This is a genomic window from Pantoea sp. S-LA4 (assembly GCF_054482835.1).
Map to the genome: position 1 here is coordinate 3,712,483 of NZ_JBTLRC010000002.1, position 22,188 is coordinate 3,734,670.

A 22,188-nucleotide genomic window follows, 5' to 3' on the forward strand; every position below is an offset into this window, starting at 1 on the left:
TAATCCCGGGTCGGGCCATGAGCTGCTGTGTGGAATATTGAGACGGATGACGATTAATAAACAAAAAATTCTGCTGCTGGATAACGGCAGAGAATGGGGCGGCGGTACCAACAGCATGCTTGAGCTGCTGAAGCGTATTGATCGTCAGAAATTCGATATCACCTGCTGCTTCTACCACAACTACAGTCGTGGCAACGACGAAACCATTGAGTCCGCGTTGCTGGCTCTGGATATCCCGGTCTTTTTCATTCCACAGATCAAACAACCGCGCTGGGCCAAAGTCGTCAAAGAAGTGATGCGTGCCCTGCTGTTTTTTAATAAAAAACTCAAGAAGCGCGCTATCGACCTGGTTGATGAGCGCTGGCGCGTCATCCCCAACGCCAGCAAAATCAATTCGCTGCTACAGCTGGGTAATTACGACATTCTCTACATGAACAACCAGCCCAGCACCAACGTTGAAGGCTATCTGGCGGCACGGGGTCTGAATGTTGCCGTGGTGCAGCACTGCCGTATCGATCCGCTGCTGGAGCCGCGCCTGGTCAGCATGGTAAATCAGGATTGTCAGGCGGTGATTGCGGTCTCGGAGGGCGTGAACGCTACGTTACGCAAGCACGGCGTCAATGCGGCTCGCTGTTTTACCGTCAGCAACGCCATCGATATTCATCAGCCGCTGCCCGACCGCCTTGACGTGCGTCAGCGCTTTAAACTGTCTCCCAACACCTTTGTGTTTGGCTCGATTGGATCGCTGATATTACGTAAATCTAATCATCATATTCTGCAGGCGCTGGGACGTTTCAAACGCGCCCATCCGGACGCTGACTGGAAAATGATCCTTGTTGGCGCCGGTCCCGAACTCCAGCATCTGCTGCAGCTGGCGACGGCGGAAAATATTCAGCATCATGTGGTGTTTACCGGGTTCCAGAATAACGCGCTGGATTATCTCACCGCCTTCGATACTTTTATCCTGGCGTCGCGCAGCGAAGGCCTGCCCCGCGTGGTGCTGGAAGCGATGCTGGTGAACACCGCCGTGATCGGCTCGCGCGTGGTCGGCACTGCCGAATTGATCAGTCATGATGAAACCGGGTTGCTGTTTGATTACGGCAATGTGGTGCAACTGACCCAGCATCTCACTGCCCTGTGGCAGGATGCGGATTTACGTCAGCGACTGATCAATGCGGCAGGCAAGCGCGTGCGTGAACAATACGCTATTGAAACCTATGTCAGCGGCGTCGAGACTATTCTCCAGAGCGTCGTCAGAGAAAAACCCCATGTTTAATTTTTTAAATCCTCGCTATCGCCATATCCGGGCGCGCCATAATCTGCCCTACGATCAGGCGGGCGTTCAGGGCGATGTCACGGTCACCTCAGTGGTGATTCCCTGCACCGGCGCGGATTACATCGAAGAAGCAAAACTTAGCGCCACGTTTGCTGCGCGCTTTGCGACCCAGCTGGAAGAGATTGTGATCGTCAGCGATCAGCCCGCCGCCGCCTTTGGCGAGCTGCCAGCGAAAACCCGGATTGCCACGCTGGATGTCCCGCATCGCGAAGAAAGCTATCGCTATAAGCAGATCTATCGCAGCCGGTTAATCAAAATGCAGGCGCCGCTGCAGGCCAGAGGCGACGGTATTCTGATGATCGATTCTGACCTCAACCTGCTGAAAATGCCTGACATCCGCATGAAGCCAGGCCATCTCTACTCCAGCTTCCGCCAGGGGAAAATGATTGCCAAACTGGAAGGTGCGCCTGAAGAAGCGATTCCGGCCTACTACCTGCCCAGCATCCGTCCTTACCTGGTTGACCACGTCAATGGCGCTTATCTGGCGGCAACCCGCGCGGTATGGCAACGGATTTCACCGCTGTGGCTGACCCTGTTCAATGACACCTGGAACTTAATGAATGACAGCCAGCCGCCCACTGACCAGCTGCCGCTGGCGGTGTTGCTGGATATGCTGGATCTCAACACCGTGAATCTGGGTGAATGGGCCAACTGGCCGGTTTCGAAGAAGATGGGCGGTCAGTCAGCCGTGATCCCGCCGGAAGTGGTCGGCGCGCACGGTGGTTTTCCGCTGTCGGAATGGCAGAAATATCTTGACGATCCCCGCCAGCCGCTGACCTTCAAAGGTCAGGATTACACCCGTAAGGTGCGCTACCTGACCGATGAAGAGAAAAAGCAGGCATAGCAACGCGGCCGCCCCACGGCGGCCGTTTTGTTAATCCCAGTTCAGGATCACTTTTCCTGAACGGCCGGAACGCATCTCATCAAAGCCCTGCTGAAAATCATCAATCGCATAGCGATGGGTGATAATCGGCGTTAAATCGAGGCCGGACTGAATCAGCGCCGCCATTTTATACCAGGTCTCAAACATCTCACGGCCGTAGATCCCCTTAATAAACAGCCCTTTAAAAATCACCAGATTCCAGTCGATGGCCATTTCGCCCGGCGGGATACCCAGCAGCGCAATGCGTCCGCCGTGGTTCATCACCTCCAGCAGCGTACGGAAAGCAGGCGGTGCGCCTGACATCTCCAGCCCGACATCAAATCCTTCGGTCATCCCCAGCGACTGCATCACCTCACGCAGATCCTCTTTCGCCACGTTGACCGCCCGGGTGACGCCCATTTTTTGCGCCAGCGACAGCCGGTATTCATTGATGTCGGTAATCACCACATTGCGCGCGCCAACGTGACGACAGACTGCCGCCGCCATAATGCCGATCGGGCCGGCACCGGAGATCAGCACATCTTCACCCACCAGATCAAACGACAGCGCGGTATGCACCGCATTGCCGAACGGATCAAAAATCGCCGCCAGCTCATCGGAAATGTTGCCAGGGATTTTGAACGCGTTGAAGGCCGGGATGACCAGATATTCAGCAAAACAGCCCTGACGGTTGACGCCTACGCCAACGGTATTGCGGCACAGATGAGTCCGTCCGGCGCGGCAGTTGCGGCAGTGACCACAGGTGATGTGGCCTTCGCCTGACACCCGATCGCCCACCGTAAAGCCTTTAACTTCCTGCCCGATCGCGACCACTTCACCAACATACTCATGGCCCACAATCATCGGCACCGGAATGGTTTTACGCGACCAGTCATCCCAGTTGTAGATATGCACGTCGGTGCCGCAGATAGCCGTTTTGCGGATCTTTATCAGCAGGTCGTTATGGCCCGGCTCAGGAACTGGCGCGTCGGTCACCATCCAGATGCCCGCTTCTGGTTTGAGTTTGGCGAGTGCTTTCATGGTCGATTCCTCAGGCGATGACGCCCAGTTGTTTGCCGATTCGGGTAAACGCCGCCACTGCGCGTTCCAGCTGCTGCTGGCTGTGCGCCGCAGAAATCTGGGTGCGGATGCGCGCCTGACCTTTGGGTACCACCGGATAGAAGAAGCCGGTGACGTAGATGCCTTCCTGTTGCAGCAGACGGGCAAACTCCTGCGCCACGCTGGCTTCACCCAGCATTACCGGGATAATGGCGTGGTCGGCACCGGCCAGCGTAAAGCCGGCTGCGGTCATCTGCTCACGGAAGAAGCGGGCGTTGTCCCACAGACGCTGACGCAGCCCGTCGCCTTCACTCAACAGATCAAGTACCCGCAGTGACGCAGCAACGATTGCCGGTGCCAGCGAGTTGGAAAACAGATAAGGACGCGACCGCTGACGCAGCCACTCCACCACTTCCGCTTTCGCCGCGGTGTAGCCACCGGATGCGCCGCCCAGCGCTTTGCCCAGCGTGCCGGTGATGATGTCAACACGGCCCATCACCTCGCAATATTCGTGCGTTCCGCGGCCGGCATTGCCGACAAAGCCCACCGCATGTGAATCATCCACCATTACCAGCGCAGAAAATTCATCGGCCAGATCGCAGATTGCCCGCAGGTTAGCAATCACGCCATCCATTGAGAACACGCCATCGGTCGCGATCAGAATATGGCGGGCACCGTTAGCACGCGCCTCCTGCAGACGTGCACGCAGCTGCGTCATATCGTTATTGGCGTAGCGATAGCGCTGCGCTTTGCAGAGCCGGACGCCGTCAATGATCGAGGCGTGGTTCAGGGCATCAGAAATAATGGCGTCCTGGGCATCCAGCAGGGTTTCAAATAAGCCGCCATTGGCATCGAAGCAGGAGGAGTAGAGGATGGCATCTTCCATCCCGAGAAATTCTGCCAGCCGCTTTTCCAGCAGCTTGTGGCTATCCTGAGTACCGCAGATGAAGCGCACTGACGCCATGCCAAATCCGTGCGAGTCCATGCCCTCTTTCGCCGCCTGAATCAGTGCGGGATGGTTGGCTAACCCCAGATAGTTGTTGGCGCAGAAGTTAATCACCGCCGGGTCGCTGCCGACCGCGATTTCCGTCTGCTGGGCAGAGGTGATAATCCGCTCCTGTTTAAACAGGCCTTCCTGACGTGCAGTATCGAGTTGCTGACGAAGTTGTTGATAAAATTGCGCGGGCATTATTGCTCTCCTCAGATGGCAAAAATTTGGCACATCTTACTGAACAGACCGCCTCTCCACGATAAATCGCCCAACAGAATGTCATTTTTGCAGCATAGTTCACGCCCTGGCGAATACCGCACAAATCGTTACAGAGTCATCTGGCTGTCTGCACCCTGATGAAATGTTATGATGTGAAGTATTCGTGTGTGAAACCTCCTGTTTCACCCCACAACGTTGAAGGTAACAACATGATTATCGTAACTGGCGGCGCAGGAATGATTGGCAGCAACATCGTCAAAGCGCTGAACGATCGCGGTCACACCGACATTCTGGTGGTGGATAATCTGAAGGATGGCACCAAGTTTGCCAATTTAGTCGACCTCGATATCGTCGATTATATGGATAAAGAAGAGTTCCTCATCAGCGTGATGGCGGGCGACGACCTCGGTCCTATCGAAGCGGTATTTCATCAGGGCGCCTGCTCTGCCACCACCGAGTGGGATGGCAAGTACATGATGGATAACAACTATCAGTACTCTAAAGAGCTGCTGCATTTCTGCCTGGAGCGCGAAATCCCGTTCCTCTATGCCTCTTCGGCAGCCACCTACGGCGGCCGCAACGAAAATTTCATCGAAGAACGTCAGTACGAGCAGCCGCTTAACGTCTACGGCTACTCGAAAATGCTGTTTGATCACTATGTCCGTCAGATGCTCCCGGAAGCGAACTCGCCGGTGTGCGGCTTCCGCTATTTCAACGTCTACGGACCGCGTGAAGGCCACAAAGGCAGCATGGCAAGCGTCGCTTTCCATCTCAATACGCAGATCAGTAACGATGAAAATCCGAAACTGTTTGAAGGCAGCGACGGTTTCAAACGTGATTTCATCCATGTGGATGATGTGGCGGCAGTCAACCTGTGGTGCTGGGAGAACAACATTTCCGGCATCTATAACTGCGGTACCGGCCGCGCTGAGTCCTTCCAGGAAGTGGCGGATGCGGTGCTGAAGTTCCATCAGAAAGGCCAGATTGAGTACATTCCGTTCCCGGAAAAACTCAAAGGACGGTACCAGGCCTATACTCAGGCCGATCTCACTAAGCTGCGTGCCGCCGGCTATGACAAACCGTTTAAAACGGTGGCGCAGGGCGTCGCTGAATATATGGTCTGGCTCAACCGTAACGCATAAAGGAAGCTGCTCCGGCGATGAAAATTCTGGTAATCGGCCCGTCGTGGGTCGGCGATATGATGATGTCGCAAAGTCTCTATCGCACGCTCAAGGCCGAGCATCCCGATGCGGTGATTGATGTGATGGCACCGGCCTGGTGCCGTCCTCTGCTGTCACGTATGCCGGAAGTGAATCAGGCGCTGGCGATGCCGCTTGGGCATGGTGCGCTGGAGATTGGCGAGCGTCGCCGGTTAGGCAAAACGCTGCGCGCCAGCCACTACGATCGCGCCTATGTTCTGCCAAACTCCTTCAAGTCGGCGCTGGTGCCGTTCTTCGCCGGAATCAAACGTCGCGTCGGCTGGCGCGGCGAAATGCGCTATGGCCTGCTCAATGACCTTCGGGTGCTGGATAAAGCCGCCTTTCCACTGATGGTTGAACGCTACGTGGCGCTGGGCTATGACACGCCAGTCACGTCAGCGCAGCAGCTGCCGCAACCGCTGCTGTGGCCGAAGCTGCAGGTAGAGGAGCAGGAAAAGATTGAAACCGCCGCGCAGTTTCAGCTGTCGGCGACGCGTCCGATCATCGGTTTTTGTCCCGGTGCCGAATTTGGTCCGGCAAAACGCTGGCCGCACTATCACTACGCGGCGCTGGCGCAGCAGCTGATTGCTGAAGGCTTCCAGATCGTGCTGTTTGGTTCGGCCAAAGATCGGCCAACCGGTGAGGAGATTATCGCGGCACTGCCGGAAGAGGCCCGCGCCCATTGCCGGAATCTGGCCGGGGAAACCCAGCTGGAACAGGCGGTGATTCTGCTGGCGAATTGCCGGGCGGTAGTCAGTAACGACTCCGGCCTGATGCATATCGCCGCAGCACTGGATCGCCCGCTGGTGGCGCTCTACGGCCCCAGCAGCCCCGACTTTACTCCGCCATTAGCTCGTCAGGCGCGGGTGATCCGCCTGATTAGCGGCTATCACAAAGTGCGCAAAGGCGATGCCGAACAGGGCTATCATCAGAGCCTGATCGACATCCAGCCCGATCGCGTTCATCAGACGCTTACCGAATTGCTCAACGCGCCGCAGGAGGTGCCATGCACGTCCTGATCGTTAAAACCTCCTCAATGGGCGACGTGCTGCATTCGCTGCCGGCGCTGACCGATGCGATGCACGCCATTCCCGGCATCCGCTTTGACTGGGTGGTGGAAGAGAATTTTGCCCAGATCCCCGGCTGGCATCCCGCCGTGGATAAGGTGCTGCCGGTCGCGATTCGCCGCTGGCGCAAACACTGGTTTGGCAGCCAGCAGCGCGAAGAGCGCGTGCTGTTTAAGCGCGCGTTACAGTCACGTGAGTACGATATCGTGATTGATGCGCAGGGGCTGATTAAAAGCGCGGCGCTGGTGACCCGGTTGTCAAAGGGCATCAAGCATGGCCAGGATAGCCGCAGTGCGCGTGAACCGTTTGCCAGCTGGTGGTATGACGTCCGCCATGAGGTCAGCAAGCAACAGCACGCCGTCGAGCGAACGCGCGAACTGTTTGCCAAAAGCCTGGGCTATGAAAAACCCTCTGCCCAGGGCGATTACGCGATTGCCGGGCATTTCCTGCATCATCTGCCGGCCGATGCGCAGCACTATCTGGTGTTTCTGCACGCCACGACGCGTGACAATAAGCACTGGCCGGAATCGCACTGGCGGCAGCTGATTGAATGGGTGCAGCCAAGCGGATTGCGGGTCAGGTTGCCGTGGGGCGCGGAGCATGAGCATCAGCGTGCGCAGCGTCTGGCAGAAGGGTTTGAGCATGTCGATGTGCTGCCGAAACTGACGCTGGAAGCGATTGCTCAGCAGCTGGCTGGCGCGCGTGCGGTGGTCTCCGTCGATACCGGACTCAGCCACCTGACCGCGGCGCTGGATCGTCCTAACCTGACGCTGTATGGTCCGACCGATCCGGGTTTAATTGGCGGTTACGGCCAGAACCAACAGGCGCTGAGCGCTCCGAATCATAATCTGGCGGAGCTCACTGCCGACGCAGTGGCAGAGAAACTGCAGGCCATTATCACGGAAAACAGGCCATGAACTATGTGTTGATCTACCTGCTGCTGGTACCGTTTCGCACTCTGATGCGGCTGTTTTACCGGCCGACCGGGCGCAATTTAATCATCCAGACGGCGAAGATTGGTGATTTCATCAATATCACGCCGATGCTGCGCGCGCTCGGTCAGTCTGACCTGCTGATCAGCAAAGCGGTCGAGCCGCTGGTACGCCACGATGATACCGTCAGCCGCTATTTCCTGATCGAAGAGGCGAAACGCAGCTTCCTCGCCAAGCTAAAGCTGGCTTTCACCCTGATGAACCGCTACGACAACGTCTACCTGGTTCAGCCCAACAGCGTGAACCTGTTTTTTGCGGCGTTGTGCAATGCACCCAGCAGAGAGTTCCTGCGTACCTATGTGCGCAAGTCTTACCACGCGGTGTTCTATCGCCGCGCCAGCGGCATTGTGGATCACGCTAAGACCGATTTAACTCTCGATAGCTACCTGAAACTGATCAACCGCGAGTACCGTTATACCGATTTCCCTAAGCATGCCACCTCACCGTTGTGGCAGCCGCCATCGCCGCCCGCTGCACTGCTGGCACCGCGTGAGGGCATTAAAATCGGGATCAGTATTTCTGCCGGTAACCGGGCGAAAACCATTCCCGCCACTGTCTGGCAGCAGTTGATGGAGGCGCTGGACCACCTGCCCTGCACCTTTTATGTGTTCGGTCCACCCGCTGAGCAACCCTGGCTGGATGAATTACTGCGCTTAACCGGACCGAAAGAAAATATTCTGAGCCTGATTGGTGAGCTAAAACTCGAAGAGGTGCCGTGGGCTATCGCGCAGATGGATTTCTACATCTCCTCGGACTCTGGCAATGCCTATATTGCTGATGCGCAGCTGGTACCGGTAATCATGTTGTACGGCCCTTGTGAAGTCAGGGAACAGCGTCCGGTCAACAATGTGCTGTTTATCGGACCCGATAATATTGCTGCGTCGACATTCGTTTTTGCCACGCGTTTTCGCTTTGATCAGCCTGCTGAAAAATTATTTGGGCTGGATCACGATAAACTGACTAGAATACAAGCATTTATTACTCATAACCTGGAATAGTGAAGCGTAATGGCAATTACCTCTGTTGCTGATGCTGTTCAGCAAAGTAAGCTCCTGGTCAACACGCTCTCTGACACGGATGAATCACCCGTGCACGTTGCCTTTGGTATTAACCGCGCCTATGCGCGGGGCCTGGGCATTACGCTATTTTCACTACTCAGCCATCATCCCGATACCGCTTTCCACGCCCATATTTTTTCAGATTCGCTGATCGAGCAGGACGTTGAAAAGCTGCGCTCGCTGGCCACCGGTCACCGACTGGCGATCACGCTGCATATTTTTAACAGCGCCTGGGTCGATCAGTTGCCGGCAGTGGGACGCTATCCCAAAAGTATTCATTATCGTTTTCTGATCCCCGAAACCGTGGCGCGCTACAGCGACCGGGTCATCTACATCGACGCTGATACGCTGGTGGTGGGTGACTATTCGCCGTTATTCACTCTGGATATCACTGATTACACGCTCTGCGCCTGCAACGACACGCCGCGCGCGCGTCAGAATCAATGTCCAAGGCTCGGCCTGAAAGGAAATAACTACTTCAACTCGGGTTTCATGCTGATCAATATTCCACGCTGGATGGCCCATCAGACCACGGCACGCATTACCGGGATGCTGGTGACCCGCGGTGCGGAGTTTGGTTTTCCCGATCAGGATGCATTAAACCTGGTGCTGGAAGAGGAGGTGATGATCCTGCCGGCGCGTTACAACTATATTTATGACATCATTGCGAACAAGGTGTGGCACCGCTTCCAGGTACCAGACGATACCGTGATGATTCACTACACCGGCAAATGCAAACCCTGGCACGCCTGGGCCGGCAGCGATCTCTCCTTGCTCTATTACGACTATTACCAGCGCTCGCCGTGGGCGTCGCAATCCCTTGATTTGCCGAAGCATTACAAAGAGATGAAGCGTTTCGCCCGGATTAAGTGGTATCAGAAACAGTATGCCGAAAGCTTCAGCTGGATGATGAACTATGTCAGGCACAAGTTTTTTAGTTAACGCTGCGCCAGGCGTTTTCTGATCCCGCGGTTTTCCGGCACCGGCTGCTCTTCGGTCCTGACCCGCCTGTCGCTCATGGAAAAAATAGACTCTGCGTGCGTTATTGTTAACAATTCCGGTGATTTACTTCAGCATGGGCGACAGACAGTTTTATAATCGTCAATCACCCAATTTAATTTTGCTGGCCTGGACCTGGTTTATGATGATGAGGCAAACCCCTTTCGCTTTTCACTCTGTGCGGGTGCAAACGCTGTCATGAGTGCCCTTCCCCTGTTGAGTATCATTACCCCGATGTATAACGCGGGCAGCATGTTTGATCAGTTTATGCAGTCGCTGCTGGCGCAAACGTTGACGTCGCTGGAGATCATCATTGTTGATGATGGCTCAACCGATGGATCCGGTGAGCGTGCCGACTGGTATGCTCAACATCACGCGCAGGTTCGCGTCATTCATCAGGAAAACGGGGGCGTATCGCGCGCCCGTAATGCCGGTCTGGCCGTGGCACAGGGGAAATATGTCACCTTTCCGGATGCCGATGACACCATGAACCCGGAGATGTATCAGACGCTGGTGACACTGGCGGAAACTGACGATCTGGATGCTGCCCAGTGCAATGCCGAATGGTATTTCAAACAGAGTCAGCGGGTGAAGCCGCTGATTCCGCTGGACCGTTTGCGCAGTACCGGCGTACTGAGCGGTCCCGACTGGCTGAACACCGCGCTGAAAACGCATCGCTACATGCATGTGGTCTGGCTGGGGATTTACCGTCGCGCGCTGATTGAACAGCATCAGCTGCTGTTTGAACCTGGTCTGCATCATCAGGATATTCCGTGGACCACCGAATTTATGCTGCTGGCAAAGCGGGTGCGTTACACCGACGCGGTACTCTATCGCTACTACATGCATGACGCCTCAATCAGCAACCGCAAGCGCACCGGGCAACGTAACGTCGAATATCAGCGCCACTATCTGAAGATTGCCCGTTTGCTGGAGGAACTGAATCAGCGCTATCGTGGCAAGGTAAAAATCTATCCCTCATTCCATTATCAGGTGACGCACGAAGCACTCAGCGTCTGTCATAGCGTACGACGTGAGCCGGACAATGAGGCACGCCAGGCGATCATCACCGATCTGTTCGCCAGCCAGACGCATCGGCGGATGTTGCGTAATGCCCGCGGGATTAAGCAGTGGTATCAGCTGCTGTTATGGCTGAGTCGCCTCTATCGCTGGCGTAACAAATAACCCGTGAGGCTGGCTTTATCCTAAAAAGGGTTTGCCCTACAATCGGTTCACTAAAATTTGAGAACAATTGTTTATGGCCAGTCCGACTCCAGCAAACGTCTCTCCGCAAAACATATTGCTTATTAAGCTGCGCCATCATGGCGACATGCTGCTGACGACGCCGGCGATTAACGCGCTTCGTCAGCGTTATCCGCAAGCCAGTATCGACGTGTTGCTCTATCAGGAAACGCGCCCGATGCTGGAAGCGCATCCCGATATCCGCCATCTGCACGTCATCGACCGTAAATGGAAGCAGCAGGGCGGCTGGCGCAAGCTGGGCCATGAAGTTGCCCTGATTCGGGCGGTGCGGGGTTGTCATTACGATCTGGTGATTAATCTGGCCGATCAATGGCGCGCCGCTCTGATTACCCTTCTCTCTGCCGCGCCGCTGCGCATCGGTTTCGCCTTTAAAAAGCGCGACAACCTGCTGTGGCGGCTGTGCCATAACCAGCTGGTCCCCACACACAATCACAGCAAGCTGCACACCGTGGAACAGAATATGTCTGCGCTGGCACCGCTAGGCATCAGCGGTGAGGGCGCGCGGGTGTCAATGCACTACAGCGCTGCCGATCAACAGAGCGTGCTCGCCAGGCTGGCGGAGAAGCAGATCGCTTCACCGTTTATCGTGGTGCAGCCAACATCACGCTGGGGGTTCAAATGCTGGGAAGAAGAGAGCGTTGCCGCCACCATCGACCAACTGGCGCAGCCACAGCGCCCGGTCATCCTGACCGCCGGGCCGGATAAACACGAACTGGCGATGATCGCGCGCATTCAGGCGCTCTGTACCTCGCCGCATGTGGTGTCGCTGGCCGGCCAGTTCACCCTGCCGCAGCTGGCGGCGCTGATTGACCATGCCCGGCTGTTTATTGGTGTCGACTCCGCCCCGATGCATATGGCGGCCGCACTGGATACACCGTGCATCGCGCTGTTTGGTCCGACTAAACTGCAGCACTGGCGTCCCTGGGGCGACAATAATCGTGTCATCTGGGCGGGCGATTATGGTCCATTGCCTTCACCGGATTCGATTGATACCAAAACTGACCAGCGTTATCTCTCGGCTATCCCGGTTAAGGATGTGGTCGCGGCAGCAAGGAGCTATCTGAATGAGTAAGTTACGACTGGCGATTGTCCGGCAAAAATACCGGCCGGATGGCGGAGCGGAGCGCTTTATCTCCCGCGCGCTGGAGGCGTTGGGTAGCGAGCAGCTCGATCTCAACATCATCACCCGTAGCTGGCAGGGCACGCCGAATCCGGACTGGCATCTGCATATCTGTAACCCATCAAAGCTGGGCCGCGTCTCTCGCGAGCGCGGTTTTGCCCGTGCGGCCCGCGCCTGCTGGGAGCGGGAAAAGTTCGATATCGTGCAAAGCCATGAGCGTATCGCCGGCTGTGACATCTTTCGCGCTGGCGATGGCGTTCATCGGGTCTGGCTGGAACAGCGGGCACGCATTGTTTCACCTTTGCAGCGCCTCAGCGCCAGCCTCAGTCCGTACCACCGCTATGTGCTGCAGGCGGAAGCAGAGATGTTTCATTCACCGGCGCTGAAAGCGGTAATCTGCAATTCAGAGATGGTGAAACGCGACATTCTGCGTTGCTTCTCGCTCGGCGCCGAAAAAATCCACGTCATTCATAACGCCATCGATGCCAGCCGTTTTCAACCCGCGACGGAGGCCACACGCCACGCGACTCGTCAGCAGCTATCGCTGCCCGATAGCGCGACCGTACTGATCTATGTGGGTTCCGGGTTTGAGCGTAAAGGGCTGAAAGCGGCGATTGAAGCGCTGGCCGGCAGCGATCGTTATCTGATCGTGGTCGGTCAGGATAAACAGCTGCAGCGTTATCAGCAGCTGGCGAATCAGCACAACTGTCTGGATCGCCTGCGGTTTGTCGGCGTGCAGCAGGATGTGCAGCCATTTTACCATGCGGCCGATGGGTTACTGCTGCCTACGCTCTATGATCCTTTCCCGAATGTGGTGCTGGAAGCGATGGCCTGTGGCTTGCCGGTGATCACCAGTACCGGTTGCGGCGGCGCGGAATTTATTACCGCCGGTCAGGAAGGCTTCGTCTGTGATGCGCTGGATATCAATGGACTGCGTCAGGCGATTCAGTCAATACCGGCGCTTTCTGGCGACTCACGCATGGGTGAAGCCGCGCGGCGCAGAATTGAACCTTACGGGCCGCAGCGACTGGCAGAGTCGCTGACGTCGCTCTATCAGCACGTACTGCGAAGCAACTGACAATGTGGGATGAGTGGATGAAGGGTTTCTGATAACATGCCGCCATCTGATTTTAATCTGTTTTTAGACGCGAACGTGTCGTAACGGTAACTATGACGACCATTTACACCGCACTGCTCTATCTTATTCAGCCGCTGATTTGGCTGCGCCTGTGGCTGCGCGGTCGCAAAGCGCCCGCCTACCGCAAACGCTGGGCGGAGCGTTACGGCTATTGTGTCGGCAAAGTAAAGCCAGACGGCATTGTGTTGCACTCGGTCTCGGTCGGCGAAACGCTGGCGGCGATCCCGTTAGTGCGTGCGTTGCGTCATCGTTATCCGACTCTGCCCATCACCGTGACGACCATGACGCCAACCGGTTCAGAACGGGCGCAGTCGGCATTTGGCAAAGATGTGCATCATGTTTACCTGCCCTATGATCTGCCGGGCTCGATTAATCGTTTCCTTGATACGGTCAACCCACGACTGGTGATCATCATGGAAACCGAGCTGTGGCCCAATATCATCCGCATTCTGCACCAGCGCAACATTCCGCTGGTGATCGCCAATGCCCGTCTTTCGGCCCGTTCCGCCAAAGGCTACCGTAAGCTGGGCAAATTCATGCGCAGGCTGTTGCAAAGCATCACGCTGATTGCGGCGCAAAATAGCGAAGATGGTGACCGGTTCCTCGAACTGGGCCTCAAGCGCTCCCATCTGGCGATTACCGGCAGCCTGAAATTTGATATCTCGGTGACGCCAGAACTGGCGGCCAGAGCCGTCACCCTGCGCCGTCAATGGGCGCCGCGCCGCCCGGTATGGATTGCCACCAGCACCCATGAAGGCGAAGAGGCGATCGTGCTGGATGCGCACCGCCGGTTGCTGCAGTCGTTCCCGGACCTGCTACTGATTCTGGTTCCCCGTCATCCCGAGCGCTTCAATGATGCCCGTGAACTGACACAGCAGCGCAACTTCAGCTTTATCCTGCGCAGCAGCGGCGAAATTCCGTCAGGCTCAACCCAGGTGGTGATTGGCGACTCAATGGGCGAACTGATGCTGCTGTATGGCATTGCCGACCTGGCATTTGTCGGCGGTAGCCTGGTTGAACGAGGCGGCCATAATCCTCTGGAGCCGGCCGCCCACGCGATTCCGGTGCTGATGGGACCGCACACCTGGAACTTCAAAGATATTTGCAGCAAACTGCAGGAAGGCCAGGGGCTGATTACCGTCACCGACGTGATTTCGCTGGAAAAAGAGGTCACCAACCTGCTGCAGGATGATGACTATCGCCGCTACTACGGGCGTCACGCGGTGGACGTGCTGCACCAGAACCAGGGCGCACTGCAACGGCTGCTACAGTTACTCGAACCTCATCTGCCGCCACGGTCCCACTGATGCCAGCTCGCCAACGACTTTCGGTCGTGATGATTGCCAAAAATGAAGCGGAACTGTTGCCGGACTGTCTGGCGTCGGTCAGCTGGGCCGATGAAATTATCGTACTGGATTCCGGCAGCGAGGATAACAGCGTGGCGATTGCCACTCAGGCTGGCGCTAAGGTGTTCCGCAGCGATGACTGGCAGGGTTATGGCATACAGCGCCAGCGAGCCCAGCAGTACGCCAGCGGCGACATGGTATTGATGATCGATGCTGATGAGCGCGTCACGCCTGAACTGCGTGCGGCCATTGAGCAGGTATTGATCGCCCCACCCAGCCGCACAGTTTACAGTCTGGGCCGCAGCAACCTCTTCCTCGGCCGTTTTATGCGCCACAGCGGCTGGTATCCTGACCGTGTCATGCGGCTCTATCCGCCAGCGCTGCAGTACAACGATAACCTGGTGCATGAATCGCTCAATGCCGAAGGCGCGCCGGTGGTGGCACTGAAGGGGGATTTACAACACCTGACCTGTCGCGACCTGGTCGCCTTTCAGCGTAAGCAGCTGGCCTATGCGGAAGCCTGGGCAACTGAGCGTCATCAGCGCGGCAAACGCTGCGGCCTGTTTTCTATCTTCAGCCATACGCTGGGAGCATTTGTGAAAACCCTGCTGCTGCGCGCCGGTTTTCTGGATGGCAAACAGGGCTGGATCCTGGCGGTGGTTAACGCACAATATACGTTTAACAAATATTCGGCGCTCTGGGCGCTGAATCACGCTTCGGCAGAAGGGCGAGTATGACCACTAAAGCCATCTATCCCGGCACCTTTGATCCTATTACGCTGGGACATCTCGATATTGTCACCCGGGCCGCACAGATGTTTGATCGGGTCGTTCTGGCGATTGCCGCCAGCCCCAGCAAAAAACCGATGTTCAGCCTGGACGAGCGCGTGGCGCTGGCGAGCCAGGTTGTGGCGCATCTGCCTGGGGTTGAGGTGGTCGGATTCAGTGATTTAATGGCAAATTTCGCCCGCGAACAGCAGGCTAATGTGCTGGTTCGTGGACTGCGTGCGGTGTCAGATTTTGAATATGAAATGCAGCTGGCGCACATGAATCGTCACCTGCTGCCGACGCTGGAGAGCGTATTCCTGATGCCGTCGGAAGGCTTCTCTTTTGTCTCCTCTTCGCTGGTCAAAGAGGTGGCGCGTCACGGCGGGGATGTGACCGCCTTCCTGCCCGCGCCAGTCCATCAGGCGTTGCTGGCAAAATTAGCTTAGAGCTGATTAGTGCTGACAGTTCGGGCACCAGTAAGTGCTGCGTTGCCCGTGTCTGCCGCTGACTATCGGCGTGCCACATGCCCGGCACGGCTCCCCGGCCCGTCCATACACCTGCAACTGCTGCGCAAAATAGCCGGGTTTACCGTCGCTTTGTAAGAAATCGCGTAAAGTGGTTCCGCCCTGTTCGATAGAACGCAACAACACCGCTTTGATGGTATTTGCCAGCAGCTCAGCCTCTGACTGCGACAGACTTCCGGCCGGTCGATCGGGCAGGATCCCGGCGGTAAACAGTGACTCGCTGGCGTAAATATTGCCGACGCCGACCACTACTTTGTTATCCATCAGCCATTGCTTGATCAGCGTGCGTTTGCCACGCGACTTTTCGAACAGCCAGGTTCCATCAAACTGGTCACTGAGCGGCTCCGGCCCAAGATGTGCCAGTACGTTGCTGCCGGCCAGATCGCTGCTCCACAGCCAGGCACCGAAGCGGCGCGGATCGGTATAGCGCAACACCTTGCCATTACTCATCACCAGATCAACGTGATCATGCGTGGCGGCAGGCAGCTCTTCGGGCAGCACGCGTAAACTCCCGGACATGCCGAGATGGATGATGATCCAGCCATGTGGCAACTCCAGCAGCAGGTATTTTGCCCGGCGCTGCACGCTGAGCACCGGCTGATCGCTCAGCGACAGGATCTCCTGCGATACCGGCCAGCGCAGACGTGGATTACGCACCACGGCGTGAAGAATGGTTTCACCGACCAAATGCGGCTCGATGCCGCGACGGCTGGTTTCAACCTCTGGTAACTCGGGCATAACCTCTCCTCAGCGTATTGCACAAACAAAAAACCCGGCCGGAGCCGGGTTTTTAGCAGAACACTAAAATTACTTAATTTTAGCTTCTTTGTAGATCACATGCTGACGTACAACCGGATCGAACTTTTTCAGTTCCAGCTTCTCTGGTTTAGTACGTTTGTTCTTCGTGGTGGTATAGAAGTGACCTGTACCAGCAGAGGAAACCAGCTTGATCTTCTCACGAATACCTTTAGCCATGATTCAGTTCCTTAGTACGATTAGTACTTCTCACCACGGGCACGCATGTCGGCTAACACCGTATCAATGCCCTTTTTATCAATAATACGCATACCTTTTACAGATACACGCAGAGTAACGAAGCGCTTCTCGCTCTCAACCCAAAAACGGTGTGAGTGCAGGTTCGGAAGGAAACGGCGTTTCGTCGCGTTCATTGCGTGGGAACGGTTGTTACCGGTCACCGGACGCTTTCCAGTTACCTGGCAGACTCGTGACATGTCTATTCTCCAAAAATCAAATCAGCTCGAGCTTTAAAAATTAGGTTTTGGCCGCCTCGTCAGGCTTGCAGCCCGCCAGGCGAGTTCCATGGAACCCGCTAAGCTGGCCTAACCGCCAAACCCGAGATTCTCAAAGGTGGCGTAGTATACGCCGCTCAGCCCAAGTGCTCAAGTCCCGAACAGATAAAGATCCCGAATGATCGGGCAAAAAGCCGCCACCTGGCGCGATTTTTTCCTGAGTTAAAGCCAGCCTCGCTCAGCGAAGGAGACATATTGGCCGTGACCTATCACCAGATGATCGAGCAGACGAATGTCGAGCAACTGGCAGGCTTCACTCACTTTTCGGGTGACATCGCGGTCAGCCCGGCTCGGTTCTGCCATACCGGAAGGGTGATTGTGCGCCAGAATCAGGGCGGCGGCATTCGCCTTGAGCGCCTCACGCACAATCTCGCGCGGATGGACCTCGACACTGTTAATCGAGCCCGAGAACATTTTTTGCGCCTCCAGCACACGGTGCTGATTATCAAGAAACAGCACCATAAAGATCTCACGTTCCTGATGCGCCAACAGACTCTGCAGATATTGCCGCGTGATCTGAGGATTCTCCATGGTGCTTTCACACGCCAGCTGGCTGGCAAAAAAGCGCTTCGCCAGTTCTGCGATAGCGTGCAGCTGTGCCAGCTTGGCTTCACCGACACCCTTAATGCCGCGGAAAGCCTCTTTGCTGGCGGTCATGATCTGATAGAGCGAACCAAACTCGTGCAGTATCTGTTGCGCCAGCGCCATTACATTCTGCCCCGGCGTACCGGTGCGCAAAAATAAGGCCAGCAGTTCGACGTCACTCAGCGCTTGTGCGCCCTGCTGCTGCAGCTTCTCCCGCGGTGCCATATTGTTCATCTGCATTCTCCCTGAAGCGAACCTTAGATTGACGTATCCGGCAGCACGCCACCATCGGCAGCGTGACTTTTTACGAGATGGCTCGCAAACGCAGGCAGTGAAAAGGCGCGTCACCGGTTTTGTGATAAAGTCCGTGCATTCGCCGCCGCGGGCGGCAGACAGCTTAGTGAGGCCAGCATCATGATGGGATTAGCCGGTAAAAAAATTCTTCTTGGCGTGAGTGGCGGTATTGCTGCCTATAAAGCACCTGAGCTGGTGCGTCGCCTGCGCGATCGCGGTGCCGATGTCCGCGTGATGATGACCGACGGGGCGAAAGCCTTTATTACGCCGCTCAGCCTGCAGGCCGTGTCCGGCTATCCGGTATTTAACGATCTGCTCGACCCGGCAGCAGAAGCGGCAATGGGACATATTGAGCTGGCGAAATGGGCAGATTTAATCGTGCTGGCTCCGGCCACCGCCGACCTGATTGCCCGAATCACCGCCGGCATGGCCAACGATCTGGTGACCACCGCCGTGTTAGCGACTGCAGCACCGGTTGCGGTGGTGCCGGCCATGAATCAACAGATGTATCGCGCAGCCGTCACCCAGCACAATCTGCAGGTGCTTCAGCAGCGTGGCGTATTGATTTGGGGACCGGACAGCGGCAGCCAGGCCTGTGGCGATGTCGGGCCAGGCCGGATGCTCGATCCGCTGGAGATTGTGGACCATGCGGTACAGTGGGCCGCTCCCGTCAACGATCTGCAACATCTCAACATTATGATTACCGCCGGACCGACCCGTGAGGCGCTGGACCCGGTGCGTTATATCTCCAATCACAGCTCCGGTAAGATGGGCTTTGCTATTGCGGCAGCGGCGGCGCGACGCGGCGCGACGGTCACGCTGGTCAGCGGACCGGTGGCGCTGCCAGCGCCGGCTGGCGTAAAACGGGTTGATGTCACCAGCGCGCTGGAGATGCAGGCGGCGGTGATGGGCGAGATAGACAAACAACATATTTTCATTGCAAGCGCAGCCGTGGCAGACTACCGGGCAGCCGATATTGCGGCCGAAAAAATCAAGAAACAGGGCGGCGATGATAACGTCACGCTGCAACTGATAAAGAATCCCGATATTGTTGCCGGCGTCGCCGCGTTACAGGAGCACCGGCCCTTCGTGGTTGGATTTGCCGCTGAAACCCAGAATGTGGAAGAATACGCCCGGCAAAAACGGGTGCGCAAGAATCTGGATCTGATCTGCGCTAACGACGTTGCTAAAGCCGGACAAGGGTTCAATAGCGACACCAATGCTCTTCACCTTTTTTGGCAGGATGGAGAAAAGCGCTTACCGCTCAGCGATAAGACTCTCCTTGGCCAACAATTATTAGACGAGATTGTCAGCCGTTATGATGAAAAAAATAGACGTTAAAATCCTTGATGCGCGCGTCGGCAAAGAATTTCCACTGCCGACCTACGCCACCTCGGGTTCCGCTGGGTTAGATTTACGCGCCTGTATCGACGATGTTCTCGACATCGCGCCAGGCACCACCACGCTGGTTCCAACTGGCCTGGCCATTCATATTGCCGATCCCGACCTGGCTGCGGTGATTCTGCCTCGCTCGGGCCTTGGTCATAAGCACGGCATTGTACTGGGTAACCTGGTGGGACTGATTGACTCCGATTATCAGGGACAGCTGATGGTCTCGGTCTGGAATCGCGGTCAGGAAAGCTTCTCGCTGCAGCCGGGCGATCGCATGGCACAACTGGTCTTTGTACCGGTAGTGCAGGCCGAATTTAATCTGGTTGAAGACTTCGACGCCAGCTTGCGCGGCGAAGGCGGCTTCGGTCACTCAGGCCGTCAATAACCAACGCTACCGACTTTCACTTACGCCAATTATTTTTTCTCATCGCCATAAGACTCGTGCTTGTGGCAGATGCGTAGGTGTTGCCTGTTTAGGGTGAATTTCAGGGGTCTTTAAGGTCATGGCAGAAAAAAAAGTCGCGAAGCGAAATCGTCGCGAAGAGATTTTGCAGGCGCTGGCGCAAATGCTGGAGTCGGGTGATGGCAGTCAACGCATTACCACGGCCAAACTGGCAGCCACGGTCGGCGTGTCAGAAGCGGCGCTCTATCGTCACTTCCCCAGTAAAACACGGATGTTCGACAGCCTGATTGAGTTTATCGAAGACAGTCTGATTACCCGCATCAATCTGATCCTGAAAGATGAGAAAGAGACCATGACGCGCCTGCGTCTGATCGTGCAACTGATTCTGGGATTTGGTGAGCGTAATCCGGGGCTGACGCGGATACTGACCGGTCATGCGCTGATGTTTGAGCAGGATCGCCTGCAGGGCCGCATCAATCAGCTGTTTGAGCGGATTGAAGTGCAGCTGCGTCAGGTGATGCGCGAGCGCAAAATGCGTGAAGGTGAAGGCTTTCAGGCTGACGAAACGCTGCTGGCAAGTCAGCTGCTGGCATTTTGCGAAGGCTTGCTGTCGCGCTATGTCCGTTCGGAGTTCCGCTTTAGTCCGACCGCTGACTTCGAGGCTCGCTGGCCGCTGATTGCCGCTCAGCTGGTGTAACCATAAGGCGGGCATCGCGCCCGCCTTATGGGTCAGATACCGTAGCTTTTTTGATAGGCCCGAACCTGAGCCAGGTGGTCAGCCATCTCCGGCTTCTCTTCCAGCCACGTAATCAGGTCAGTCAGGGTAATGATCGCCGTCACGGTACAGTGATAGTCGCGCTCCACTTCCTGAATCGCTGACATCTCTCCGCGTCCACGTTCCTGGCGATCAAGCGAAACCAGCACGCCAGCCAGCGTCGCCTTGTGCGCATTGATGATATCCATCGACTCACGAATCGCCGTCCCGGCGGTGATCACATCATCCACCAGCATCACTTTGCCCTGCAGCGAACTGCCCACCAGTAATCCGCCTTCACCGTGATCTTTGGCCTCTTTACGGTTAAAGCAGTAAGGCACGTCGCGGTCGTGATGATCGGCCAGCGCCACCGCCGTGGTGGTGGCAATCGGAATCCCTTTGTAGGCCGGACCGAACAGCAGATCGAAATCGACGCCGCCATCCACCAGCGCCTGCGCGTAGAAGCGTCCCAGCAGCGCTAAATCCCGTCCGCTGTTAAACAGACCGGCGTTAAAGAAATAGGGGCTTTGACGCCCTGACTTTAAAGTGAACTCACCGAACTTCAGCACCTGCTTGTTCAGGGCAAATTCAATAAACTGACGCTGCCAGGCTTTCATTTCTCACTCCTCAAATAAAGAAAAGGCGACTCTGTGGTCGCCTGTTACATCAATTTTCCAGTGCCGCTTTCTGCGCCTGAATTAACTCTTCAATTCCGCCGCGTGCCAGCGCCAGTAGCGTCAGCAGCTCTTCGTGGCTGAACGGCTCGCCCTCTGCGGTGCCCTGCACCTCGATCATGCGGCCATCTTCCATCATCACCACGTTCATGTCGGTCTCTGCCGCGGAGTCTTCAACGTATTCCAGATCGCACAGCGCTTCGCCCTTGACGATGCCGACTGAAATGGCTGCCACCATGCCTTTCATCGGGTTTGCTTTCAGCTTGCCGCTGGCAACCAGCTTGTTCAGCGCATCGGCCAGCGCCACGCAGGCACCGGTAATAGAGGCGGTGCGGGTGCCGCCATCAGCCTGGATGACGTCACAGTCGAGCGTAATGGTAAACTCACCCAGCGCTTTTAAATCCACCGCGGCACGCAGCGAACGGGCGATCAGGCGCTGAATTTCCAGCGTACGGCCGCCCTGTTTGCCTTTTGCGGCTTCACGCGCCATGCGGCTGTGGGTCGAGCGCGGCAGCATGCCATACTCGGCAGTAATCCAGCCCTGGCCCTGGCCTTTAAGAAAACGCGGAACCCCTTCGTCTACGGAGGCAGTGCAGAGCACTTTGGTTTCGCCGAATTCCACCAGAACGGAACCCTCTGCGTGTTTGGTGTAATTGCGGGTCAATGTGACTGGACGCACCTGTTGTGCGCTACGGCCTGCTGGACGCATGGGTATTCTCCGGCTTGCTAATGATTGGCTGCGCATTATACGGACTTCCTTGCCTGCTGTCTCTTACGCCTGCCCGCCGCATCATCAGATGAAATTCACCGCTGACTGTGGCTAAATGCGCGTTCCT

The 22,188-nt window shown here is 56.4% G+C and carries 24 protein-coding genes; 16 read left to right on the plus strand and 8 right to left on the minus strand.

What is annotated here, in order from left to right; all coding sequences use genetic code 11:
- The first annotated feature begins 46 nt into the window (after positions 1-46).
- Both ACX3P5_RS18330 and ACX3P5_RS18335 read left to right on the plus strand, forming a co-directional pair.
- The gene (locus tag ACX3P5_RS18330) at positions 47-1,276 is read left to right on the plus strand and encodes a glycosyltransferase (protein WP_233985930.1); all 1,230 of its coding nucleotides are present in this window, start codon (positions 47-49) and stop codon (positions 1,274-1,276) included.
- Positions 1,269-2,180: a glycosyltransferase family protein gene (locus tag ACX3P5_RS18335; RefSeq protein WP_336757240.1), complete on the plus strand. Its 912-nt coding sequence runs from the start codon at positions 1,269-1,271 to the stop codon at positions 2,178-2,180. The genes ACX3P5_RS18330 and ACX3P5_RS18335 overlap by 8 nt, the downstream gene beginning before the upstream one ends.
- 30 nt (positions 2,181-2,210) lie before the next feature.
- Here ACX3P5_RS18335 and tdh read toward each other — a convergent pair whose 3' ends face one another.
- Both tdh and ACX3P5_RS18345 read right to left on the minus strand, forming a co-directional pair.
- A complete protein-coding gene (tdh, locus tag ACX3P5_RS18340; protein WP_233985926.1) occupies positions 2,211-3,239 on the minus strand; it encodes an L-threonine 3-dehydrogenase in 1,029 nt (342 codons plus the stop codon).
- Positions 3,240-3,249: 10 nt separating this feature from the next.
- The gene (locus ACX3P5_RS18345) at positions 3,250-4,446 is read right to left on the minus strand and encodes a glycine C-acetyltransferase (protein WP_262287840.1); all 1,197 of its coding nucleotides are present in this window, start codon (positions 4,444-4,446) and stop codon (positions 3,250-3,252) included.
- Positions 4,447-4,676: 230 nt separating this feature from the next.
- On the opposite strand from ACX3P5_RS18345, the gene rfaD reads away from it, so the two are divergent.
- From rfaD to coaD, 11 genes are all read left to right on the plus strand, one after another.
- Positions 4,677-5,609, plus strand: coding sequence for an ADP-glyceromanno-heptose 6-epimerase (gene rfaD / locus ACX3P5_RS18350; protein WP_233985922.1), 933 nt, complete (start codon positions 4,677-4,679; stop codon positions 5,607-5,609).
- 17 nt (positions 5,610-5,626) lie between these two features.
- Complete coding sequence (gene rfaF / locus ACX3P5_RS18355; RefSeq protein WP_233985920.1) at positions 5,627-6,685, plus strand: ADP-heptose--LPS heptosyltransferase RfaF; 1,059 nt, start codon at positions 5,627-5,629, stop codon at positions 6,683-6,685.
- Positions 6,673-7,650 carry a lipopolysaccharide heptosyltransferase RfaC gene (rfaC, locus tag ACX3P5_RS18360; protein ID WP_233985918.1) on the plus strand — a complete coding sequence of 326 codons (978 nt, stop codon included), beginning with the start codon at positions 6,673-6,675 and terminating at the stop codon, positions 7,648-7,650. Before rfaF ends, rfaC begins: the two co-directional genes overlap by 13 nt.
- Positions 7,647-8,723 carry a glycosyltransferase family 9 protein gene (locus ACX3P5_RS18365; protein ID WP_233985909.1) on the plus strand — a complete coding sequence of 359 codons (1,077 nt, stop codon included), beginning with the start codon at positions 7,647-7,649 and terminating at the stop codon, positions 8,721-8,723. Before rfaC ends, ACX3P5_RS18365 begins: the two co-directional genes overlap by 4 nt.
- Positions 8,724-8,732: 9 nt before the next feature.
- Entirely contained in the window at positions 8,733-9,725 is a 993-nt protein-coding gene (locus tag ACX3P5_RS18370; protein ID WP_233985900.1) for a glycosyltransferase family 8 protein, read from the plus strand.
- Positions 9,726-9,917: 192 nt separating this feature from the next.
- Complete coding sequence (locus tag ACX3P5_RS18375; RefSeq protein WP_458969199.1) at positions 9,918-10,967, plus strand: glycosyltransferase; 1,050 nt, start codon at positions 9,918-9,920, stop codon at positions 10,965-10,967.
- Positions 10,968-11,040: 73 nt separating this feature from the next.
- Positions 11,041-12,117, plus strand: coding sequence for a putative lipopolysaccharide heptosyltransferase III (gene rfaQ / locus ACX3P5_RS18380; RefSeq protein WP_458969081.1), 1,077 nt, complete (start codon positions 11,041-11,043; stop codon positions 12,115-12,117).
- Entirely contained in the window at positions 12,110-13,243 is a 1,134-nt protein-coding gene (locus ACX3P5_RS18385; protein ID WP_336757232.1) for a glycosyltransferase family 4 protein, read from the plus strand. The genes rfaQ and ACX3P5_RS18385 overlap by 8 nt, the downstream gene beginning before the upstream one ends.
- Positions 13,244-13,335: 92 nt before the next feature.
- Positions 13,336-14,610, plus strand: coding sequence for a lipid IV(A) 3-deoxy-D-manno-octulosonic acid transferase (gene waaA, locus ACX3P5_RS18390; RefSeq protein ID WP_094119903.1), 1,275 nt, complete (start codon positions 13,336-13,338; stop codon positions 14,608-14,610).
- A complete protein-coding gene (locus tag ACX3P5_RS18395) occupies positions 14,610-15,386 on the plus strand; it encodes a glycosyltransferase family 2 protein (RefSeq protein WP_458969082.1) in 777 nt (258 codons plus the stop codon). Before waaA ends, ACX3P5_RS18395 begins: the two co-directional genes overlap by 1 nt.
- On the plus strand, positions 15,383-15,862 hold the full coding sequence (coaD, locus tag ACX3P5_RS18400) for a pantetheine-phosphate adenylyltransferase (RefSeq protein ID WP_233985878.1): 480 nt from the start codon (positions 15,383-15,385) through the stop codon (positions 15,860-15,862). The genes ACX3P5_RS18395 and coaD overlap by 4 nt, the downstream gene beginning before the upstream one ends.
- A 6-nt stretch (positions 15,863-15,868) precedes the next feature.
- Here coaD and mutM read toward each other — a convergent pair whose 3' ends face one another.
- The 4 genes from mutM to radC form a co-directional block, all read right to left on the minus strand.
- Positions 15,869-16,678, minus strand: a complete 810-nt coding sequence (gene mutM / locus ACX3P5_RS18405; RefSeq protein ID WP_233985875.1) for a bifunctional DNA-formamidopyrimidine glycosylase/DNA-(apurinic or apyrimidinic site) lyase — start codon at positions 16,676-16,678, stop codon at positions 15,869-15,871.
- A gap of 69 nt (positions 16,679-16,747) precedes the next feature.
- A complete protein-coding gene (gene rpmG / locus ACX3P5_RS18410) occupies positions 16,748-16,915 on the minus strand; it encodes a 50S ribosomal protein L33 (RefSeq protein ID WP_001051798.1) in 168 nt (55 codons plus the stop codon).
- A 20-nt stretch (positions 16,916-16,935) separates the two neighbouring features.
- Entirely contained in the window at positions 16,936-17,172 is a 237-nt protein-coding gene (gene rpmB / locus ACX3P5_RS18415; protein WP_006121249.1) for a 50S ribosomal protein L28, read from the minus strand.
- Positions 17,173-17,412: 240 nt separating this feature from the next.
- Complete coding sequence (gene radC / locus ACX3P5_RS18420) at positions 17,413-18,069, minus strand: RadC family protein (protein ID WP_458969083.1); 657 nt, start codon at positions 18,067-18,069, stop codon at positions 17,413-17,415.
- A 180-nt stretch (positions 18,070-18,249) separates the two neighbouring features.
- Here radC and coaBC point away from each other — a divergent pair, with 180 nt between their 5' ends.
- The 3 genes from coaBC (at position 18,250) to slmA (ending at position 20,621) form a co-directional block, all read left to right on the plus strand.
- Positions 18,250-19,470: a bifunctional phosphopantothenoylcysteine decarboxylase/phosphopantothenate--cysteine ligase CoaBC gene (gene coaBC, locus ACX3P5_RS18425; protein WP_233985871.1), complete on the plus strand. Its 1,221-nt coding sequence runs from the start codon at positions 18,250-18,252 to the stop codon at positions 19,468-19,470.
- Positions 19,448-19,906: a dUTP diphosphatase gene (dut, locus tag ACX3P5_RS18430; protein WP_031375149.1), complete on the plus strand. Its 459-nt coding sequence runs from the start codon at positions 19,448-19,450 to the stop codon at positions 19,904-19,906. The genes coaBC and dut overlap by 23 nt, the downstream gene beginning before the upstream one ends.
- 118 nt (positions 19,907-20,024) lie before the next feature.
- Positions 20,025-20,621 carry a nucleoid occlusion factor SlmA gene (slmA, locus tag ACX3P5_RS18435; protein ID WP_233985869.1) on the plus strand — a complete coding sequence of 199 codons (597 nt, stop codon included), beginning with the start codon at positions 20,025-20,027 and terminating at the stop codon, positions 20,619-20,621.
- Positions 20,622-20,653: 32 nt separating this feature from the next.
- On the opposite strand, the gene pyrE is transcribed toward slmA, so the two are convergent.
- Together pyrE and rph are read right to left on the minus strand one after the other, a co-directional pair.
- Positions 20,654-21,295, minus strand: coding sequence for an orotate phosphoribosyltransferase (gene pyrE / locus ACX3P5_RS18440; protein ID WP_458969084.1), 642 nt, complete (start codon positions 21,293-21,295; stop codon positions 20,654-20,656).
- Between the two features lie 49 nt (positions 21,296-21,344).
- Complete coding sequence (gene rph, locus ACX3P5_RS18445) at positions 21,345-22,061, minus strand: ribonuclease PH (RefSeq protein WP_031375152.1); 717 nt, start codon at positions 22,059-22,061, stop codon at positions 21,345-21,347.
- Between the last annotated feature and the right edge of the window lie 127 nt (positions 22,062-22,188).